This is a genomic window from Streptomyces sp. NBC_01237 (assembly GCF_035917275.1).
In the GTDB taxonomy this organism is placed as follows: domain Bacteria; phylum Actinomycetota; class Actinomycetes; order Streptomycetales; family Streptomycetaceae; genus Streptomyces.
The window spans coordinates 17204-32632 of record NZ_CP108508.1; the positions used below are offsets into that span (position 1 = coordinate 17204).

The window sequence follows — 15429 nt, forward strand, 5'->3', positions numbered from 1 at the left end:
GCGCAGCCGCATGTCCTTTAGAGCATGCGGCTGCGCAAATGGTTCCGCTGTCAGTTTGTCTGGAGGTCGAGTTCGCAGTCCAGGGTCTGACTGTACGAGCGCTTTTCTTGCGTGTAGTCGAACCGGCAGTACCGACTGGTTCCCTTCGGAGAAGAATTTATCTTCATCCGGGCCACGAAGAATATTTCGCTCTCTTTGTGGGCCTTTACCACGACCGGCTCGGTCGCATAGTTTTTCAGTTTTTTGAAGTCAGGAGCGTCCCCGGCTCCTTCAAGAGCCATGAGGGGGAGGCCTTCGGTATCCTCCAGATCATAAGCCCCGTATTCGAGAATTTTCATACCTTTTGCAGGTCTGACTATGGAGACGTCAGTTATTTCGATGTCTCCATTGCTGGTGTTCAGAGGAATCGGGAGGGCGAACCACCAGATCTGTCCAACTTTTGCATTTTCATTTCCGACTGTACCGCTTGATTGATTGCCAGATTCCTCGAGAGCGCTCCCTGAGCTGACTTGTGTTGTTTCCCGGGGGGCACTCTGCGGCGTGCATGCCGAAAGCGAGAGGGCTGCGGCCAGGAGGAGTGTATTCCTAATACGAGTAGAAGACGCCAGGCTTGCCTGAGACACCGTCCTTCGCCCCCCAAATGTAGTGCTTCATGTGCTTGAGGTTGCCTGCGGTGATCCGCTGACGATGGTCCTTGTCATAGCTGGTGGAGCCCCCGAGGGAGACGCCGAAGGCGCTGACGGCCCCTGACCACTTGACGCTCTTGTTCTTGCTGATCTGGAAATAGGATCCAGCAGTAACGTAGGCTCGGTTCTTTTTCGGGGATTTCAAGAACTTAGTCCCGTCGAGATGCCTGACGTCCTTGCCGTACTTTCCGGTTGCTCCTCCTGCAGGAACCGTGTACTTTCCTGGCTTTATCACGTAGCGTGTCATGGGGCCGCCACCCCCGCATCGCCATGTTTCCTTGATCTTCGTGTACAGGAGAGGGATCTTCCACTGCTTAGCGTAGTAGGAACCCTTGTTCGTGTAGCCGGTGGAGCTTCCGATGGAGGATCCGAGGGTCACTGATCCTGTGACAGTCCATTTCGACCCGACCTTGGCAGCTGTTTCCACCGTGGACGAGACCTTGTTGTCGTAGTCGAAAGACGCTTTTGCATCCCAAAATGCGTGGGCTTCTCCGACGGTGGTGTAGTAGATCTTTTTATCGATAACCTCTGACTTTGTCCTGTCGCAGCCGCCGTCCTTCGCTTCGATGGGCATCGAAGCGGTATTCACACCATTGATGATGTAGGGATCTTCAGTGGGTACGTCCCCCGTGGCGCTCTGCCACTTCGGCAGAGGCGAGTCACCGTTCCGGTCAGCCAGAGTGGCGTCCAGCTTCGATCCCCAGCTCTGGGCGTACTGGGCGTCGCGCGGGTTGGCCGTGCTGTCGGCCAGGGACGTCGGCTCGTCGGACCCGCTGATGCTCGATGCCGGCTGCAATGCCGCGGGTACCACCTCGGCGTCAGCGACACGGGCCTGCACCTCAGGTGCGGCGGCAACGGGGGCAGCGGAGAGATGCGAGACTCCGGCCATCTGGATACCACTGCTGGTCTGCCCGGCCACTGTAGCGACAGCGTTGACCACCCCGCCGTTCTCTGCGGCTGCCTGCTCGACATCGGCGGGCAGCGCGGACGGGAGCGGTATCGACCAGGTTCCATCCGCAGCAGTCACTGTTTTGCCGAGGGTGGGAAGTGTGATCGCCGATCCGTTCTCCGGCACTACATCAATGGCTTCCAACAGAACGGGAAGGCCGCTTGCGGGAGCGCCGTTGCCCAGGGTGAACTTGCCGGAGAAGACGGATGGACTGGTCAGTGGAAGGGGTTCAGCGCCTTCCGCAGGTACAGCCGGCACGTCGGGGTCTTCGGGAATGCTGGAGAACGGTTTGGCGCTGGGGTCGGCAGGTGCGAGACAGGAGGCCACATCTGCCATTGCACGCCCAGAAATTCCGGTTCTGACTTCACCGTTGACCTGCGCGAAAGGAGACTCGGTATAGCTCTTGACCACACCCTCACTCTCTTCGTCGTTACTCATTGTGTAGAAAGTTCCGGGACCAGGACTCCAGCCTTGAAGGGCGCCCGTCAGGCCTGTTGCGACGACTTTCACCGCCATCAGCCCGCCGCTGTAGCTGCGCCATTGACGTACGGTGCCATTTTTGAGTGTGTAGATGGAATTACCGACGGACCAGACATCGTCAGCCGATGCGATTTCCGATATTGTTTCTGCCCCGGGGGGAATTGCCATGTTGATTTTTGTGATTGCGCCAGTACCGTTCACGGGATCGCTCTGTGAATACCGGTCGATCCCTCCTTCATTGTTCGCCACATGAATCAATGGGCCGTTGGACCAGATCTGCTTGAATCGCTTCCATGGAGCTGTGTGAGTTTTCACGAGCTTGAGTAGAGGTCCGCCAGAATCTGTCTGATCCTTGTAGACGTTCAACTTGCCGTCATTGGTTGTCTCATATATCAAGCCGTTACCGGCTGTGAATACTTTACTGAAAATGGGTATTTCTCCGACCGCATCCGGAGATTCGGCAAGCGGGGCTGCGGTGCCGCCACCTTGCGGATCCCAGTCCACATATTTCTGGATGGATCGTTTCAGCAAACCACCGGAACCAATGGGCCCCACCACATAGGTCGCAACGTTCGACTTGCATTCATCAGCTGAAGCGTCCGTGGGGGCAATAACTTCCGGAACCACTGTCAAGCAACCAGCCATCACGATGACGGCAAACGCTGATTGGATGGCAGTCCCTCGAAATCTTCTTATTCGAGAAGCGGACATAATCCCTCATTCTTTTTAGCTCTGGGCGAGTTCGATTCCGGCAAGTCTAAGCACAGATTGACTCGTGTCACTGGGTACGGCCAGAGAGGGCCGAGTCAAGCGGAGTATCAAATTCCATTTGTATCGCTTCGGTGTGCACTTATGCACCTTTTGTATAGGCACTGCCGGGCCGCGGTCGAGGTTTCCTTCGGGGATTACCGCCCGGGGAGGGATTGTGGTGGCTGGGGCGCAGGCGACAGAAGGGCATGAATTTACTCAATCTTTACTCTATGTAGGTGTAACAACGGCCATTGCAGTTGAACTCGTGGTGGTGGCTGGCCGTTGGCTGCGCTATCACCGCCCGGAGACATGCGGCATCCGCAAGGGGCGGGCTGACGGCAGCAGTTCGCGAGGAGTTACGGATCCAGGCAGCCGAGACGAGGAGCAATCCGAAGGTGATTTCATACTGATTCCTCGCGTGCCGACGGCATTCACCCAGTTCCAGGCGCGTCCGTCGGACTTGCCCCAGGGCGGGGCTCGGTTCCCGCGGCTCGATGAACTCCCGCTGCCCGCAGCGACGTTGCCGCCCGCCTGTTGCATGTGGAACTCGTGTCGTGAACGTCATCGGCCCAGACTCCATCTCGCGCCCGGTCGTCATACAGGACCGATCCCAGCACTGAAAGAACGTTTTGCCCTGGCGAAGGTGTTTGGGAATGCAGTGCTGCCGTGGATGATTGCGGGGTGTTGGTCCAGGTGGAAGCGGTGGGGCAAGTCGCCGAAGGACGCGTGACGGTTCGGGTGCGCTCGGAGGCGGGTGCCGCTGTGGCGTTCTGGTGCGGCGATCCGACGGGGGTGGGCCGCGAACATCATGTGGAGTGGACTGTTGAAGGGGATGTGGCCTGGGGCGTCAATACTCGACCGGCCACTTCATATTCACCCGGGGTGGATGAGGAGGAGGACGGTCGGATCGTCTTTCGGGGGCGGCTGAGCCTGACGGGTGATGGCGGAGCCGTGTTGGAAGTAGCTGGAACCCTCATCCTGTTCGACCTCGCCGACCCGCCGCCTTCGACTGCTGTCGATGGAACGTTTGTCGAGATCAGTGTGGAGCGGACCAGCGTCAGCCTTTGGCCCTACCTGCTGTGATTCGCAGGAACCCGACTCTGCGGCCGGTCAGCTGTCGCGCCAGTTGTGGGTTGATTCTCGGGTGAGTCTGCGGCTCACGAGGTCGATCATCGCAGTTGGATCATGGCTTCGGAGCGGTGGGGGTGGGTTTCGTAGTCGCGGGCGAGGCTGCGGTGGTGCATGAGCCAGCCGAAGGTCCGCTCGACGACCCAGCGTCGCGGGATCACCTTGAAGCCCTTGCGGGCGGGGGCGCGGCGGGTGACTTCGACGTCGATGCCCAGGCGGGCGCCGTGGTCGATGGCCTTGGTGCGGTAGCCGCTGTCGGCCCACGCCTTCTCAGCGGTCGTTTGTTGAACCGCAACGCGCTCGGAGGAACTTGGTGCTTCCGACTGTCAGAAGCACCGCACCGAGCAGTACGACCCCAGCACAGAACCAGGCAAGTTCGTCCCATCCGACACTGGGCACCAGGACCGCGAGCGACCCGACTCCGCCGACAAGGCAGAGTGCACCGCCAAGAACTGGTCCACCCGGCCCTGGTGTGGGTGTGTGCTCCCAATCGGTCATGGGGCCAGTATCCCAATACGAACGAGAAGCCGTGAGAATCCGACAGCTTCAATGCGACAGGACAGCGACGACTCAGCTCAGGCGATCAACCCAGAGCCTCCGCCACCCACCGCGAACAGCCGCCAACTCCACAGTGCGGCTGGGCCGTGGCTGCTCACCGTCGGTGTTCGGACCCTGTCCACAGGGCTGCGGTTCGAAGGTGTCTTCGAGGCCGCCGCACACAGCAGGGCGGCCCGAACGTGAGGAGCTGTCATGCCCGAGAACACCGTCACCACCCCGCTCGCCCCTATGGAGCTGGACGACGTCGCCGACGCCTTCGCCTACATCCGGGCGTTGCAGGCCGGCGACATCGACACCGCTGGCGCGGTCGCCAACGACACGGGCCCCGAGATGCGCCGGCTGCTCCTGGACGTCGCCGCGCGCGTCATCATCCCGGTCACCGCCGTGGACGACTGCGAAGAGGAGCCGTGCGCGCACTCCTTCCTCGCGGCGGCGCTCGGGCGCCTACTCCTGGAGGTCCTGTGCCACGCCGACGGCGCCTGTCTGGCCTTCCCGCCGGGCATCGCCCAGACCATCATCCGCTTCACCGAGAACATCCTCACCGACGACCACGGCGACGTCGCCGACGTCCTGCGCCAACTGGAGGCCGCGGGGATGAAGCAGGCGATGGAGACGGACCCGGCGCACCGCACCACCGCGTAGCCGCGCATCGGGGACGGCGGTGGTGCGGTGCGGGACATCGAGTGCGGTGCACCAGGTGCGGTGGCGGACATCGTGGTGCGCATCAGAGTGGCGTCCAGCGTCATCCGGTGCGCACCACGGTGTCGTCCACTCGGTGGAGTCCACTCGGTGCGGCCCATCGGGTGGAGCCCACTGAGTGGAGCCCACTCGATGCCGTGCATCGCACTGGATGCTGAACATCGTCTCCGGACGGGCGGCACGGGCGCGGGCCTTCTCGGCGTTGGGCTGTTCTTCCGGGGTGCTCACGCGTGGCTTTGATCACGAGTCTCGGTTCTGGCGCACATTTCGTGACGCGCGCTGTGAGCGACGGCCGGCATCTGACCGGCAGTGAACTGGGCCTCACCCCTTGCTGCTGGGCCTCGGGATGGTGCTCGTCGGGCTTGCGCTGGCGACGGACCACCGCGGTATCGCCAAGCGGGCCGTGGACACGTATCTCAACCCTGCCCACGCCGACACCAGCCTCCTCCGGACCTCCAACCGACTGGGATTCGAGCATCCAGGGATGGACTTCCTCCACTACGCCGGGCGCCAGAGGCGGCTCGTACGAGTCTGGGCCCGTCAAGGACGTGATCGGCGCCGGAGACGCGTTCGTCGCCGAGCCGATGAGCTGCACCTCGTCGGTGACGACCCGTCACTCGGCGAACAGGAGACCGCACCGCGCCACCGCCACCGGCGCATTCGCCGTCACCACGCGGGGCGACTGGGAAGGCCTGCCCACCCGAGCCGACCTCGCACTTCTCGACAGCCCTCCCGGCACGACCCTGCGCTGACCCACCAAGGAGGACCCCATGCACCACAACCACCCCCCGGTGGTATCTGGGCCCAGGGCGACCACGAACTGGGTGAGGGCGCCCGCGTGGACGGCCGGCTGATCTCTGTGGACATCCTCACCGGACGCCTCCTCGAAGCCCGGGGCCCCTCCCCCGCCGCCGTACGCGAACTGCTGCGTCTCGATGTCCCGCTCGGCGCGGTCGCCCCCGTTCAGGGACGTCCGGGCCATTGGATCGCCGCCGCAGGAACCGGCATCGCCCTGATCGCCCCCGGCGGCCACACGGAGTGGCTGGCCCGACCCGAGGACCACACCCCCGCCCACACCCGGATAAACGACGGCGCGTGCGACCCCCAGGGCAGATTCTGGGCCGGCAGCATGCCCTACGACGGCACCCCCGGCGCCGGATCCCTCTACCGCACCGACCCGGACGGTTCCGTCCACCAGGTCCTCGACGGCCTCACCATCGCCAACGGACCCGCCTTCACCGCAGACGGCCGTAACGGCTGGGTTCGCTGTCAAACGCCTCGGTTGGATGGTAGAGGGCATCTGCCGAGTCCGCGCCTTGCCAGGACCACTCAGCTCTCATTATCTTGAAGTCAAGATTCTTTAGCAGGGGAGCAGATGTGGCTCGGGGAACGCTCGGATATGCCTTGGACGGCCTGCATCACGTGCAGCTTGCGATCCCTCCAGGCGCTGAGGAAAGCTGCCGTAAGTTCTGGGGAGACGTTCTCGGTATGACAGAGCTCGAGAAGCCGCCGGTGCTGGCGGCTCGCGGTGGGTGCTGGTTCCGAGGCGGTGGCCTGGAGGTTCACTTGGGGGTTGAAGAGGACTTCCGCCCGAACAGGAAGGCGCATCCGGGCATCCTTGTGACCTCGCTCCAAGCGCTCGCCAAGCGGTTGGAAGACAAAGGAGTGAGCGTCACCTGGGATGACAACTTTCCTGGCCACGATCGCTTCTATGCGTTCGACGAACTGGGCAATCGGCTTGAGTTCCTCGAACCTGTCCGTGATTGCTGACGTCTCATGATCAGGGCGTCTTTTTCGTCCAGTGGCTGGTGCGGGGGCTTTTGCGGGTGAGGCGTCGGGTCATCATGGTGATGAGTGCCCAGTTGAGGTGTGCTTCGGATTCTCTGAACTATGGATCGGATCTCGCGGGACCCCGCTTGTGGGGTTGCCTCCTTGGCAGGTCATGATGCGGCGATGAGCATGCAGCATCCCCGGGAAGTTGGCCACGAGTATGCCGTGGCCCGGTATGTCGCTGGTGAACGGCGATACCTCGAATTGCTGGGAGGTAATTTCCTTCGCCTCGGGGAGGAGGCACGGGCTGCCTTCGTAGGCGCGCTGCAAGCCGACTCTCTCCAGGTGAGCGACCAGGAGATCAGAGCGCTCCTTGCGTATGAATGGCGTTCCCGACTGACCGCTGCGTGGTTGGTCGGCGTGGCTCGGCGGGTTGAGTGGCGTGAACGCATCGGTGGCCTTCTGCTGGCCAGTGAACTCACCTATGCGGGTCAGGGTTACTGCTTTGCGCTCGCCCGGTTCGGCAGCCAAGATGATGCGGACATCCTTGTATCCTATTTGGACCGGTATCTTCCGCAGTTGGAGTGCCGGTATGACCAGGGACCCGCCCTTGGAGCTCTCATGAGGCTGGATTCCCAGCTGGGCACAAGTCACTCCGCGCGATTCGTTGCTCCGGACGGCCTCTGGGAACGGTGGGTCGATGCGCTTCCGCATACGCGCGGGACCGCGACCGCGTGGGCGGACAGCTCCAGAGCAGCGATCGACGCATGGTGCGGGCCTTGGGACGCTTGCTCATGACGCGGAGAACTGTGTCGGCCGTCAGGTGTCGGTGGCGCGTCCCGCGATCTGGTTGAAGGTGGGCATCCCGAGATCGACCGCCGAAGCCGCGCGGGCTGTGGCGGCGCCCATCTGGACGAGCTTGTCGTTGGCGCCGGCGAGGCTGGTTTCGAGGCCTTCGCCTTCGCCGAGCCAGCCTTCCCGCTTGGCCTCGGCTATGCGGTCGATGAGGTTGTCGCGGATCTCGATGAGCCGGGGTCGTTCGGCAGGGTCTGGCCGGAGCGTGGCGCATCGCAAGCAGACGTGCTCATGAATGCAAGGAGTGGAGAATGCCCGGCCGCAGGTCCCGATGGAGAGTTTCCGCTTCTCGAAGTGGCCGAGAAAGGAGTCCCCCTCCTCATCGGTGGGTGTGCGGTACTCCTCGCTGGGTCGGGAGGCCCGGCGGCGGGCGATGAAGGCGCGGTGGGCTTCAACGACCTCTCGGGGGTAGACCGCGAGATATCCCATGGTCGTGTCGATCACACGGTGGCCGGCGACGAGTTGTGCGATGTGGGGAGGCATTCCGTTCATCACCGCGTCGGTGATGAAGATTCGTCGGAAGTCGTGCGGCTGCATGGTCAGGGGCTCGCCGCTGGCGTCGGTCAGACCGGCGCTTGCAAGGGCCTGGACAATGTAGGTCCGGATGCAGGTCGGGTGCATGGCCCGGTTCTCGGTGCCGATACGGTGCTGGAACAGCAGTGGCATCGGCGGGTTCCAGACGCGTTCGTGGGGGGGGTGTCTCTATGTCCATCGTCAAGGACGTGGTGCCGGGTATGAGGTTGTTTGGGATGGTCATGCGGTGAGGGTGGTGGTGGGGACTCTGGACTCGTAGAAGGTGCCGTCGCGGAGCATGGCGAACAGGACGCTGATGCGTAGGCGGGCGAGGCGGAGGAGTGCCTGGGTGTGGGTTTTGCCGCGTGCTCTTTGCCGGTCGTAGTAGGTGCGGGAGGCCGGGTCGGCATTCATGCAGGCGAATGCGGAGAGGAACATGGCGCGTTTGAGCTGCCCGTTTCCGCCGCGTGGTGCGTGTTCGCCGTGGATCGAGGTCCCCGAGGATCTGGTGGTGGGGGCGAGGCCGGCGTAGGAGGCGAGGTGGGCGGCGCTGGGAAAGCTGGTGCCGTCGCCGACGGTGACCAGCAGGACAGCGGCGGTCCTGACACCGACTCCGGGCATCGAGGTCAGGACCGGGTGAAGAGGGTGGGCCCCCAGCAGGGTGCTGAAGTGCGTTTCCAAGGCCCGGCGCTGGTCGTGGACCGCTGCGGGGGAGGCGGCCAGGGACGGGATCACGATGTCGAGGGTGCCCGTGCCGGGACCATGACGGTCTGTTCGTCGAGAGCGTCGAAGACGTCGTCGATCAGCCGGACGGCCATCCGCGGGGCTTTCGGGCGGATGAGTTCGACGAGTCTGCGGCGGCCGGCTTCCGCAGGGCGGCCGGGGATCCGTAGCGTTCGAGGCCAGGTGACGGCCGGGTGGTCCAGCCGGGGACCGAGAACGCGCTCCAGCGACGGGTGGAACTGGGTGAGCAGGCCGCGTATCCGGTTGGAGGTGCGGGTCGCCTCGGCCGCGAGGTCCTGGTCGAAGCCGGTCAGGACCGTGAGCTCGGCGGTGATCTCGTCGGTCAGCTCCAGCGAACGCAGGACGTGGGGCATCGTCCGGGCGGCGTCCGCGATCACCGCCGCGTCCTTCGCGTCCGTTTTCGCCTCGCCCGGATAAAGATCGGCGATCCGCCGCATCGCGAGTCCGGGCAGGTAGGCGACCTCGCAGCCCGCGTCGCGGGCCACGGTCAGCGGCAGAGCGCCGATCGAGGCGGGCTGGTCCACGATCACCAGCACCGTGCCGAACTTCGCGATCAGCTTGTCGAAGACGGCCCGCAGCCTGGGTTCGCTGTTGGGCATCGGCTTGTCGAAGACCTTCTTCCCGGCCGGGGTGAGCCCGTGGCCGTGGTGGGCGGTCTTGCCGACGTCCATCCCGAGGAAGACGCCCACGTCTTCAATGTTGAACATCGCACCCTCCCTGAGGTGTTGACCGTGCCGGCCTCGGCGTTGGCACCGTGCTCGCGCATCCACGTTATGCAGACCTGCCGCCCACGTCTCTGCCCGGCATTGCGCCGGACCGGGCGGTGGCCGGGTCTCTCATCAGCGTCTCCGACAGCACCCCCCAGGCCCGGCGACACCACCCCCCAGGTCATCGGTTCAACAGAGGGGACACAGTCATACCGGGCCCGGAGGCCAGCGGCCCCATTGCAGGACCGCGTAGAACATAACGGGGGTGGTGTCACCGGGCCCGAAGGCATCGACGGACCGCTGATGAGGGGCTTGAGCACCGGCTTCACCCAGGCCGGAAGAGCTCTCCGTAACGTGGATGTGGCAGCTCGATGCCGAGGCAAGGCCGGACGAAAGCGTGACCGGAGGGGCCTGCACGTGATCGGCACCGGCGACATCGACGTCTTCCTCGGCTTGGACGTCGGCAAGGGCGAACACCACGCCACCGCCGTCACCCCGGCCGGAAAGAAGGCGTTCGACAAGCGCCTGCCCAACACCGAGCCCAAGCTCCGCGAGCTGTTCGCGAAACTCCAGGCCAAGCACGGAACGGTGCTGGTCGTGGTCGATCAGCCGGTCTCGATCGGAGCCCTGCCGCTGGCGGTCGCGCGGGACATGGGCTGCCCGGTCGCCTATCTGCCGGGGCTGACGATGCGGCGGATCGCCGACCTCTATCCGGGTGAGGCGAAGACGGATGCGCGGGACGCGTTCATCATCGCGGACGCGGCCCGCGCGATGCCCCACACGCTGCGGGTGATCGACGGCAAGGACGAGACGATCGCCGAGCTGGAGATGATCGTCGGCTACGACGACCTGGCCGGCGAGGCCACCCGCGTCGCGAACCGGCTGCATGGCCTGCTCACCCAGATCCACCCGTCGCTGGAACGGGTCTTGGGGCCGCGGTTGCAGCACCCGGCCGTCCTCACGCTGCTGGAACGGTTCGGTTCACCGGCACAGATACACAAGGCGGGCCGGCGGCGGTTGGCCACACTGATGCGGCCGAAGGCGCCGAGGATGGCCGAGCGACTGGTCGAGGAGATCTTCACCGCCCTGGACGAGCAGACCGTGACGGTCCCGGGCACCGAGGCGGCCGCGTTGATCGTCCCGAGCCTGGCCGGATCCCTGGCCGCCGTCCTCGACCAGCGCAAGCTGCTGGCCGGTCGGATCGAGGAACTGCTGGAGGCCCACCCTCTTTCGAAAGTCCTGAGGTCGATGACGGGGGTCGGCGTCAGGACCGGAGCCCGGATCCTGATCGAGGTCGGTGACGGCAGCACCTTCCCGACCGCCGGCCACCTTGCCGCCTACGCGGGTCTCGCCCCCGCGACCCGGAGCTCGGGCTCCTCGATCCGAGGCGAACAGCCCTCCAGGAGGGGAAACAAGCAGCTCAAACGGGCCTTCTTTCTCTCCGCATTCGCCGCACTCGGCGACCCGGCATCCCGGTCCTACTACGACAAGAAGATCGCCCAGGGCAAGCACCACACACAGGCCCTGCTCTGCCTCGCCCGACGCCGGGCCGACGTCCTCTTCGCGATGCTCCGCGACGGAACCTTCTACGAGCCCCAACCGGCTACGGCCAGATGAGAAGTCCGGACTGCTTGGTCAGTCCTCCGGCCGAAGCCGCTGCCGAGCGGCCGCAAGCCGCTGGTCATAGTTAGACGCGAACAGTTCCGGAAGGGTCTTGTCGAGTGTTGCGGCGATCCGATGGATCGGCGCCCAGACCGCTGGATCGTCGACAACTCGGCTGAGGTCCGTCATCTGGAGCTTCTCCAGCCAGCGCGACAGCACCAGTGCCTCGTCACTCGTGAGCTTGATCGTGACCTGGCTATCACTCATGCACACCCCTACCGCTCGGCCCGCCCCTGACCGCACGAACCTACTGGCCTTGGACCTTGACCAAACACATAGGGGCGCCCCCGCCCTCAGGGTGCTTTTCCTAGCGGGCCTTGGTCTGGCCCGCCCCCTGGTTCGCCTGCACAGGACCGTTCAACACGTTCACGCCCTTTTGGTTACCGAGTCCTTCCCTTCCTGGGGTGGGACTGGCTCTCTTGAAAGGAAAGGAACCGGCGGCCCGCTGCCCCGCCACTGTCAGGACAAGGACCAGGGAGTGATCATGGATCTCGCAGTCCCTCAGCTCCGCCTTGATCTGCCGTCCAGGCTCCACCCCCACGAAGACCGCGCCCAGCAGCACACGCAGGCGTGGGTACAGGAAATGGGCATGATCGCCAACAGCCCGAAAGCGCGGGAGGTCTGCGACTCGTTCCTGCTCGGAAGGCTGGCCGCCCGGGTCTATCCCCACGCCTCCGTCGGCCGTTTATACGTCCTGGCGGACTGGATGAGCGCCTACTTCATCCTGGAGGACGTCCTGGACGACACGGTGGAGGCCCGCGACCCGGAGGTGGCCACCGAGATCGCCGACCAGTTCATCGCCCCCTTCCTCGGCACCGCCCCGCAAACCGGGCCCCACCGGGTGGGCGACGTCCTCGCGGTGCCGAGGATCCGGGAAGGACTGGCCGACCTGTGGGCCCGCACCCGGCCGGGCATGACCGCCGCGTGGACCAACCGCCTCGTCCACGACATGACCGACTACCTCTACTCGCACGTCCGCCAGTCGGAGATCAACTCCTCCGAACCCCCCTTCGACGAGGACGCGTACTGCGCCCACCGGCTCCTGACCAGTGCCATGTACGTCTCCGCCGACCTCATCGAGGTCGCCACCGCCAGGCCGGTGCCCGAACACCTGATCCGCAACCCGGACGTCGCGACCATGCGCGAAGCCGCCTCCCACGTCGTGGCCTGGGTCAACGACCTGTACTCCGCGCCCAAGGAGATCCGCCTCAACGACCTCTGCAACTATGTCGTGGTCCTGACCAGCAAACTCGACGTCTCCTTGCAGGAAGCCGCCGATCTCGGCTGCCCAGCGGGCCGACGTCCAGGTCGGACGGTTCCTCGCCGCCGAGAGCCGCGCCGAGGCCGTCCTCTACCCCCACCTGCAGCCCGACGACCGCCAAGCCCTCACCAAAATGGTCGAAGGACTCAAGACCTGGATGACCGGCAACGCCCTCTGGGCAGAGGAAACCGCCCGCTACACCGACCGCGCGACCCGGCGACCGGCCCCGTGCAGCACCTCGCCACACTCATCTGACGACCCCGACAGCAACCGCGGCACAGGCCCCGCACAGAATCCCCGCCGGCCATGCCCGGCGCCGCCGAGGATGCCCCATGACGGACAGCAGGTCACCGGGCAGTGCCGTTCCACGCCCGCACGCGCCAAGCCCCAAGCACCCAGGGCGCACCGGGTTGAACCGGCGGGGTCGCGGGATCCGCCTCCTCGGATCCGGCACCGGGCTCCACCCGCAGCAACCGGCCCCGCGCACCCCGCGTCCCCGCTTCATCCACCGCACCGCCGACCGGAGAGTGGACAGCTATGACAACGAACATTCCGATCAGCCAGGCACCGGGAGCGCTGCCTCTCCTCGGCCACCTCCTGCCACTGGTACGCGACCCCCTGAAATTCCTCACCTCACTGCCCGCCCGCGGAGACCTGGTCCACATCCGAATCGGCCCCATGAAGGCCCTTCTGGTGTGCGACCCGGGACTGACCCGCCACGTCCTGGTCAACGACCGCACCTTCGACAAAGGCGGCCCGGCATTCGACCAGGGCAGGGAAGTCCTGGGCAACGGCCTGCCCCTCTGCCCCCATACCGACCACCGCCGCCAGCGACGGCTGGTCCAGCCCGCCTTCCACCCTGCCCGCCTGCCCGCGTACGCCCGCCTGATGACCGAACAGACCGACACCGCCACCGGCTCGTGGACCGACGGCCAGACCATCGACGCCTATACCGAGATGCAGAACATCGTCGCCCAGGGCCTGGTGGCAACCATGTTCGCCGACACCCTCAACCCCACCGCCATCACCGGGGTACTGGAGGACCTCGGCGCCATCACGGACGGCATCTTCCGGCGCATGATCACACCACCGCGCCTGAACACGCTCCCCACCCCCGGCAACCGCCGCTACTACCAGGCCCGATCCCGCCTGCGCCAGACCATGGCCCGCGCCACCGCAGACCGCCGCTCCGCCGCCACCGGCCACGACGACCTGCTGTCCGTACTCCTCGGCAGCCCCGATTCCCCCGAAGACGGCCATGACCAGAACCTTTCCGACGCCGAGGTCATCGACCAGCTGATGGCCTTCTTCTTCGCCGGCATCGAGACCGCGGCCGCCACCCTGGCATGGGCACTGCACGCACTGGCCCAGCATCCCCACATCGAAGAACAGCTCCACGCCGAGGCCGACAGCGTTCTCGCCGGCGCCGCAGCCACACTCGACGACGTGCCCAGGCTGGAATACACACGCCGCGTCCTCATGGAATCCCTGCGATGCTATCCGCCAGCCTGGCTCGTCAGCCGCACCACCACCACCGACACACACCTCGGCACGCACCCCGTCCGCGCCGGCACGGCCGTCTTCTTCAGCCCCTATCTCATCCACCACCGAACCGACCAGTACGACAACCCCGAGCAATTCGACCCCGACCGGTGGGGCAGCTCCCGCCACCTCAACCCACCGGACGGCTCCTTCATCCCGTTCGGCGGAGGCGCCCGCAAGTGCGTCGGCGACCAGTTCGGCATCACCGAAGCCGTCATCATCCTGGCCACGATCGCCGCACGATGGCGCCTGGAACCCCTGCCCGGCCGCCCCGTCCGCCCCGCCCTGGCCCTCACACTCAGCCCGCAACGGCTGCACATGCGCCTCAGGCCCCGCACATAGCACCGCCCGGGTCCCGAACCCTGCACACCCCGCGTCGGCTTCACTCAGCCCACAACCGTCTTCCAGGCCCTGGCCGCCGCCGGGCTCTCGAACGAGCAGGCCGACGACATCGTCTCGAAGCTGGAGGCCGGGGCGGTGGCCGGCGCCCACACCTGGATCTCCGAGAGCAGCCCCCCGCACGGGTCCGAGCCGCGGTTCGAGGACGGCTGGTTCGCCGGTGTCCGCGACGTCGCCAGCTACCCGGCCGCCACCCGATGATCATTCGCCGCCACCACCCCCACCGGATGGATCTCCCCCGATTGCAACCCTATGCAACCCCCACGCACCGCTCCATGCCGGGACTGCCGGTGGGCGTTCGGGCCGGGGCCCCACTCGCCCCGCACAAGCAGCGAACTGCCGGAGCGGGCCCCGGCCCGCCCGCGTGCGTGACACCGGCCGTAGCAGGGTCGTTGAACTGGTAGAACGGCACTGCGCAGAGAGGCCCCGGGCATCATCACCCCGGGGTCTCGTGCTGTCGGCGCCGTGCTCCTGGTCGTGGTCGCGCTCTACCGGCCCGGGACGAAGCGGCCAAAAGCCCGGACCGCCCCCGCCCGCCGCCGAGAGACTCGGCATCGTTGTGATCGCCGAGCACCGACGAAGGACACGTTGAGCCAGCCGGAGCAGCCCTGGCAGCCGGGCCCGAACGATCTGCCCTTCACCACCCACCTGATCAACCCCCACGGCGACCGGCACCTGGGATTCAACGATGCCGAGGGAGCTTCTACCGGCTGTGGGAGCACCGCG

14 protein-coding genes and 2 pseudogenes are annotated in these 15429 nt (G+C 65.4%); 10 read left to right on the plus strand and 6 right to left on the minus strand.

Annotated elements, in window-relative coordinates:
* Nucleotides 1-50: 50 nt before the first annotated feature.
* Both OG251_RS00115 and OG251_RS00120 read right to left on the minus strand, forming a co-directional pair.
* Nucleotides 51-623 carry a hypothetical protein gene (locus tag OG251_RS00115; RefSeq protein WP_326674850.1) on the minus strand — a complete coding sequence of 191 codons (573 nt, stop codon included), beginning with the start codon at nucleotides 621-623 and terminating at the stop codon, nucleotides 51-53.
* Nucleotides 586-2748, minus strand: coding sequence for a hypothetical protein (locus OG251_RS00120; RefSeq protein ID WP_326674851.1), 2163 nt, complete (start codon nucleotides 2746-2748; stop codon nucleotides 586-588). Before OG251_RS00120 ends, OG251_RS00115 begins: the two co-directional genes overlap by 38 nt.
* 798 nt (nucleotides 2749-3546) lie before the next feature.
* Here OG251_RS00120 and OG251_RS00125 point away from each other — a divergent pair.
* Complete coding sequence (locus tag OG251_RS00125) at nucleotides 3547-3948, plus strand: hypothetical protein (RefSeq protein WP_326674853.1); 402 nt, start codon at nucleotides 3547-3549, stop codon at nucleotides 3946-3948.
* 27 nt (nucleotides 3949-3975) lie between these two features.
* On the opposite strand, the pseudogene OG251_RS00130 reads toward OG251_RS00125, so the two are convergent.
* A pseudogene (locus OG251_RS00130) lies at nucleotides 3976-4265 on the minus strand (transposase); the annotation flags it as partial.
* A gap of 478 nt (nucleotides 4266-4743) precedes the next feature.
* On the opposite strand from OG251_RS00130, the gene OG251_RS00135 reads away from it, so the two are divergent.
* The 5 genes from OG251_RS00135 to OG251_RS00155 all read left to right on the plus strand — a co-directional run bounded on the left by OG251_RS00135 (nucleotide 4744) and on the right by OG251_RS00155 (nucleotide 7818).
* Nucleotides 4744-5193: a hypothetical protein gene (locus OG251_RS00135; RefSeq protein WP_326674855.1), complete on the plus strand. Its 450-nt coding sequence runs from the start codon at nucleotides 4744-4746 to the stop codon at nucleotides 5191-5193.
* 605 nt (nucleotides 5194-5798) lie between these two features.
* On the plus strand, nucleotides 5799-6002 hold the full coding sequence (locus OG251_RS00140) for a hypothetical protein (RefSeq protein WP_326681534.1): 204 nt from the start codon (nucleotides 5799-5801) through the stop codon (nucleotides 6000-6002).
* Between the two features lie 86 nt (nucleotides 6003-6088).
* On the plus strand, nucleotides 6089-6598 hold the full coding sequence (locus OG251_RS00145; protein ID WP_442818287.1) for an SMP-30/gluconolactonase/LRE family protein: 510 nt from the start codon (nucleotides 6089-6091) through the stop codon (nucleotides 6596-6598).
* A gap of 56 nt (nucleotides 6599-6654) precedes the next feature.
* Nucleotides 6655-7020, plus strand: coding sequence for a glyoxalase (locus tag OG251_RS00150; RefSeq protein ID WP_326674856.1), 366 nt, complete (start codon nucleotides 6655-6657; stop codon nucleotides 7018-7020).
* Nucleotides 7021-7209: 189 nt separating this feature from the next.
* Nucleotides 7210-7818, plus strand: a complete 609-nt coding sequence (locus tag OG251_RS00155; RefSeq protein ID WP_326681101.1) for a DUF6000 family protein — start codon at nucleotides 7210-7212, stop codon at nucleotides 7816-7818.
* Between the two features lie 21 nt (nucleotides 7819-7839).
* Here OG251_RS00155 and OG251_RS00160 read toward each other — a convergent pair whose 3' ends face one another.
* Together OG251_RS00160 and OG251_RS00165 are read right to left on the minus strand one after the other, a co-directional pair.
* Nucleotides 7840-8541: a site-specific integrase gene (locus OG251_RS00160; RefSeq protein ID WP_326674858.1), complete on the minus strand. Its 702-nt coding sequence runs from the start codon at nucleotides 8539-8541 to the stop codon at nucleotides 7840-7842.
* A gap of 87 nt (nucleotides 8542-8628) precedes the next feature.
* Nucleotides 8629-9839 (minus strand): annotated as a pseudogene (locus tag OG251_RS00165) (IS110 family transposase).
* 417 nt (nucleotides 9840-10256) lie between these two features.
* On the opposite strand from OG251_RS00165, the gene OG251_RS00170 reads away from it, so the two are divergent.
* The gene (locus OG251_RS00170) at nucleotides 10257-11456 is read left to right on the plus strand and encodes an IS110 family transposase (protein WP_326674859.1); all 1200 of its coding nucleotides are present in this window, start codon (nucleotides 10257-10259) and stop codon (nucleotides 11454-11456) included.
* Nucleotides 11457-11474: 18 nt separating this feature from the next.
* Here OG251_RS00170 and OG251_RS00175 read toward each other — a convergent pair whose 3' ends face one another.
* Nucleotides 11475-11708, minus strand: a complete 234-nt coding sequence (locus OG251_RS00175) for a hypothetical protein (RefSeq protein ID WP_326674860.1) — start codon at nucleotides 11706-11708, stop codon at nucleotides 11475-11477.
* A gap of 277 nt (nucleotides 11709-11985) precedes the next feature.
* Here OG251_RS00175 and OG251_RS00180 point away from each other — a divergent pair, with 277 nt between their 5' ends.
* The 3 genes from OG251_RS00180 to OG251_RS00190 all read left to right on the plus strand — a co-directional run bounded on the left by OG251_RS00180 (nucleotide 11986) and on the right by OG251_RS00190 (nucleotide 14904).
* Nucleotides 11986-13017, plus strand: coding sequence for a terpene synthase family protein (locus OG251_RS00180; RefSeq protein ID WP_326674861.1), 1032 nt, complete (start codon nucleotides 11986-11988; stop codon nucleotides 13015-13017).
* Nucleotides 13018-13299: 282 nt separating this feature from the next.
* The gene (locus tag OG251_RS00185) at nucleotides 13300-14646 is read left to right on the plus strand and encodes a cytochrome P450 (protein ID WP_326674863.1); all 1347 of its coding nucleotides are present in this window, start codon (nucleotides 13300-13302) and stop codon (nucleotides 14644-14646) included.
* A 135-nt stretch (nucleotides 14647-14781) separates the two neighbouring features.
* The gene (locus OG251_RS00190) at nucleotides 14782-14904 is read left to right on the plus strand and encodes a hypothetical protein (RefSeq protein WP_326674865.1); all 123 of its coding nucleotides are present in this window, start codon (nucleotides 14782-14784) and stop codon (nucleotides 14902-14904) included.
* Nucleotides 14905-15429 lie beyond the last annotated feature (525 nt).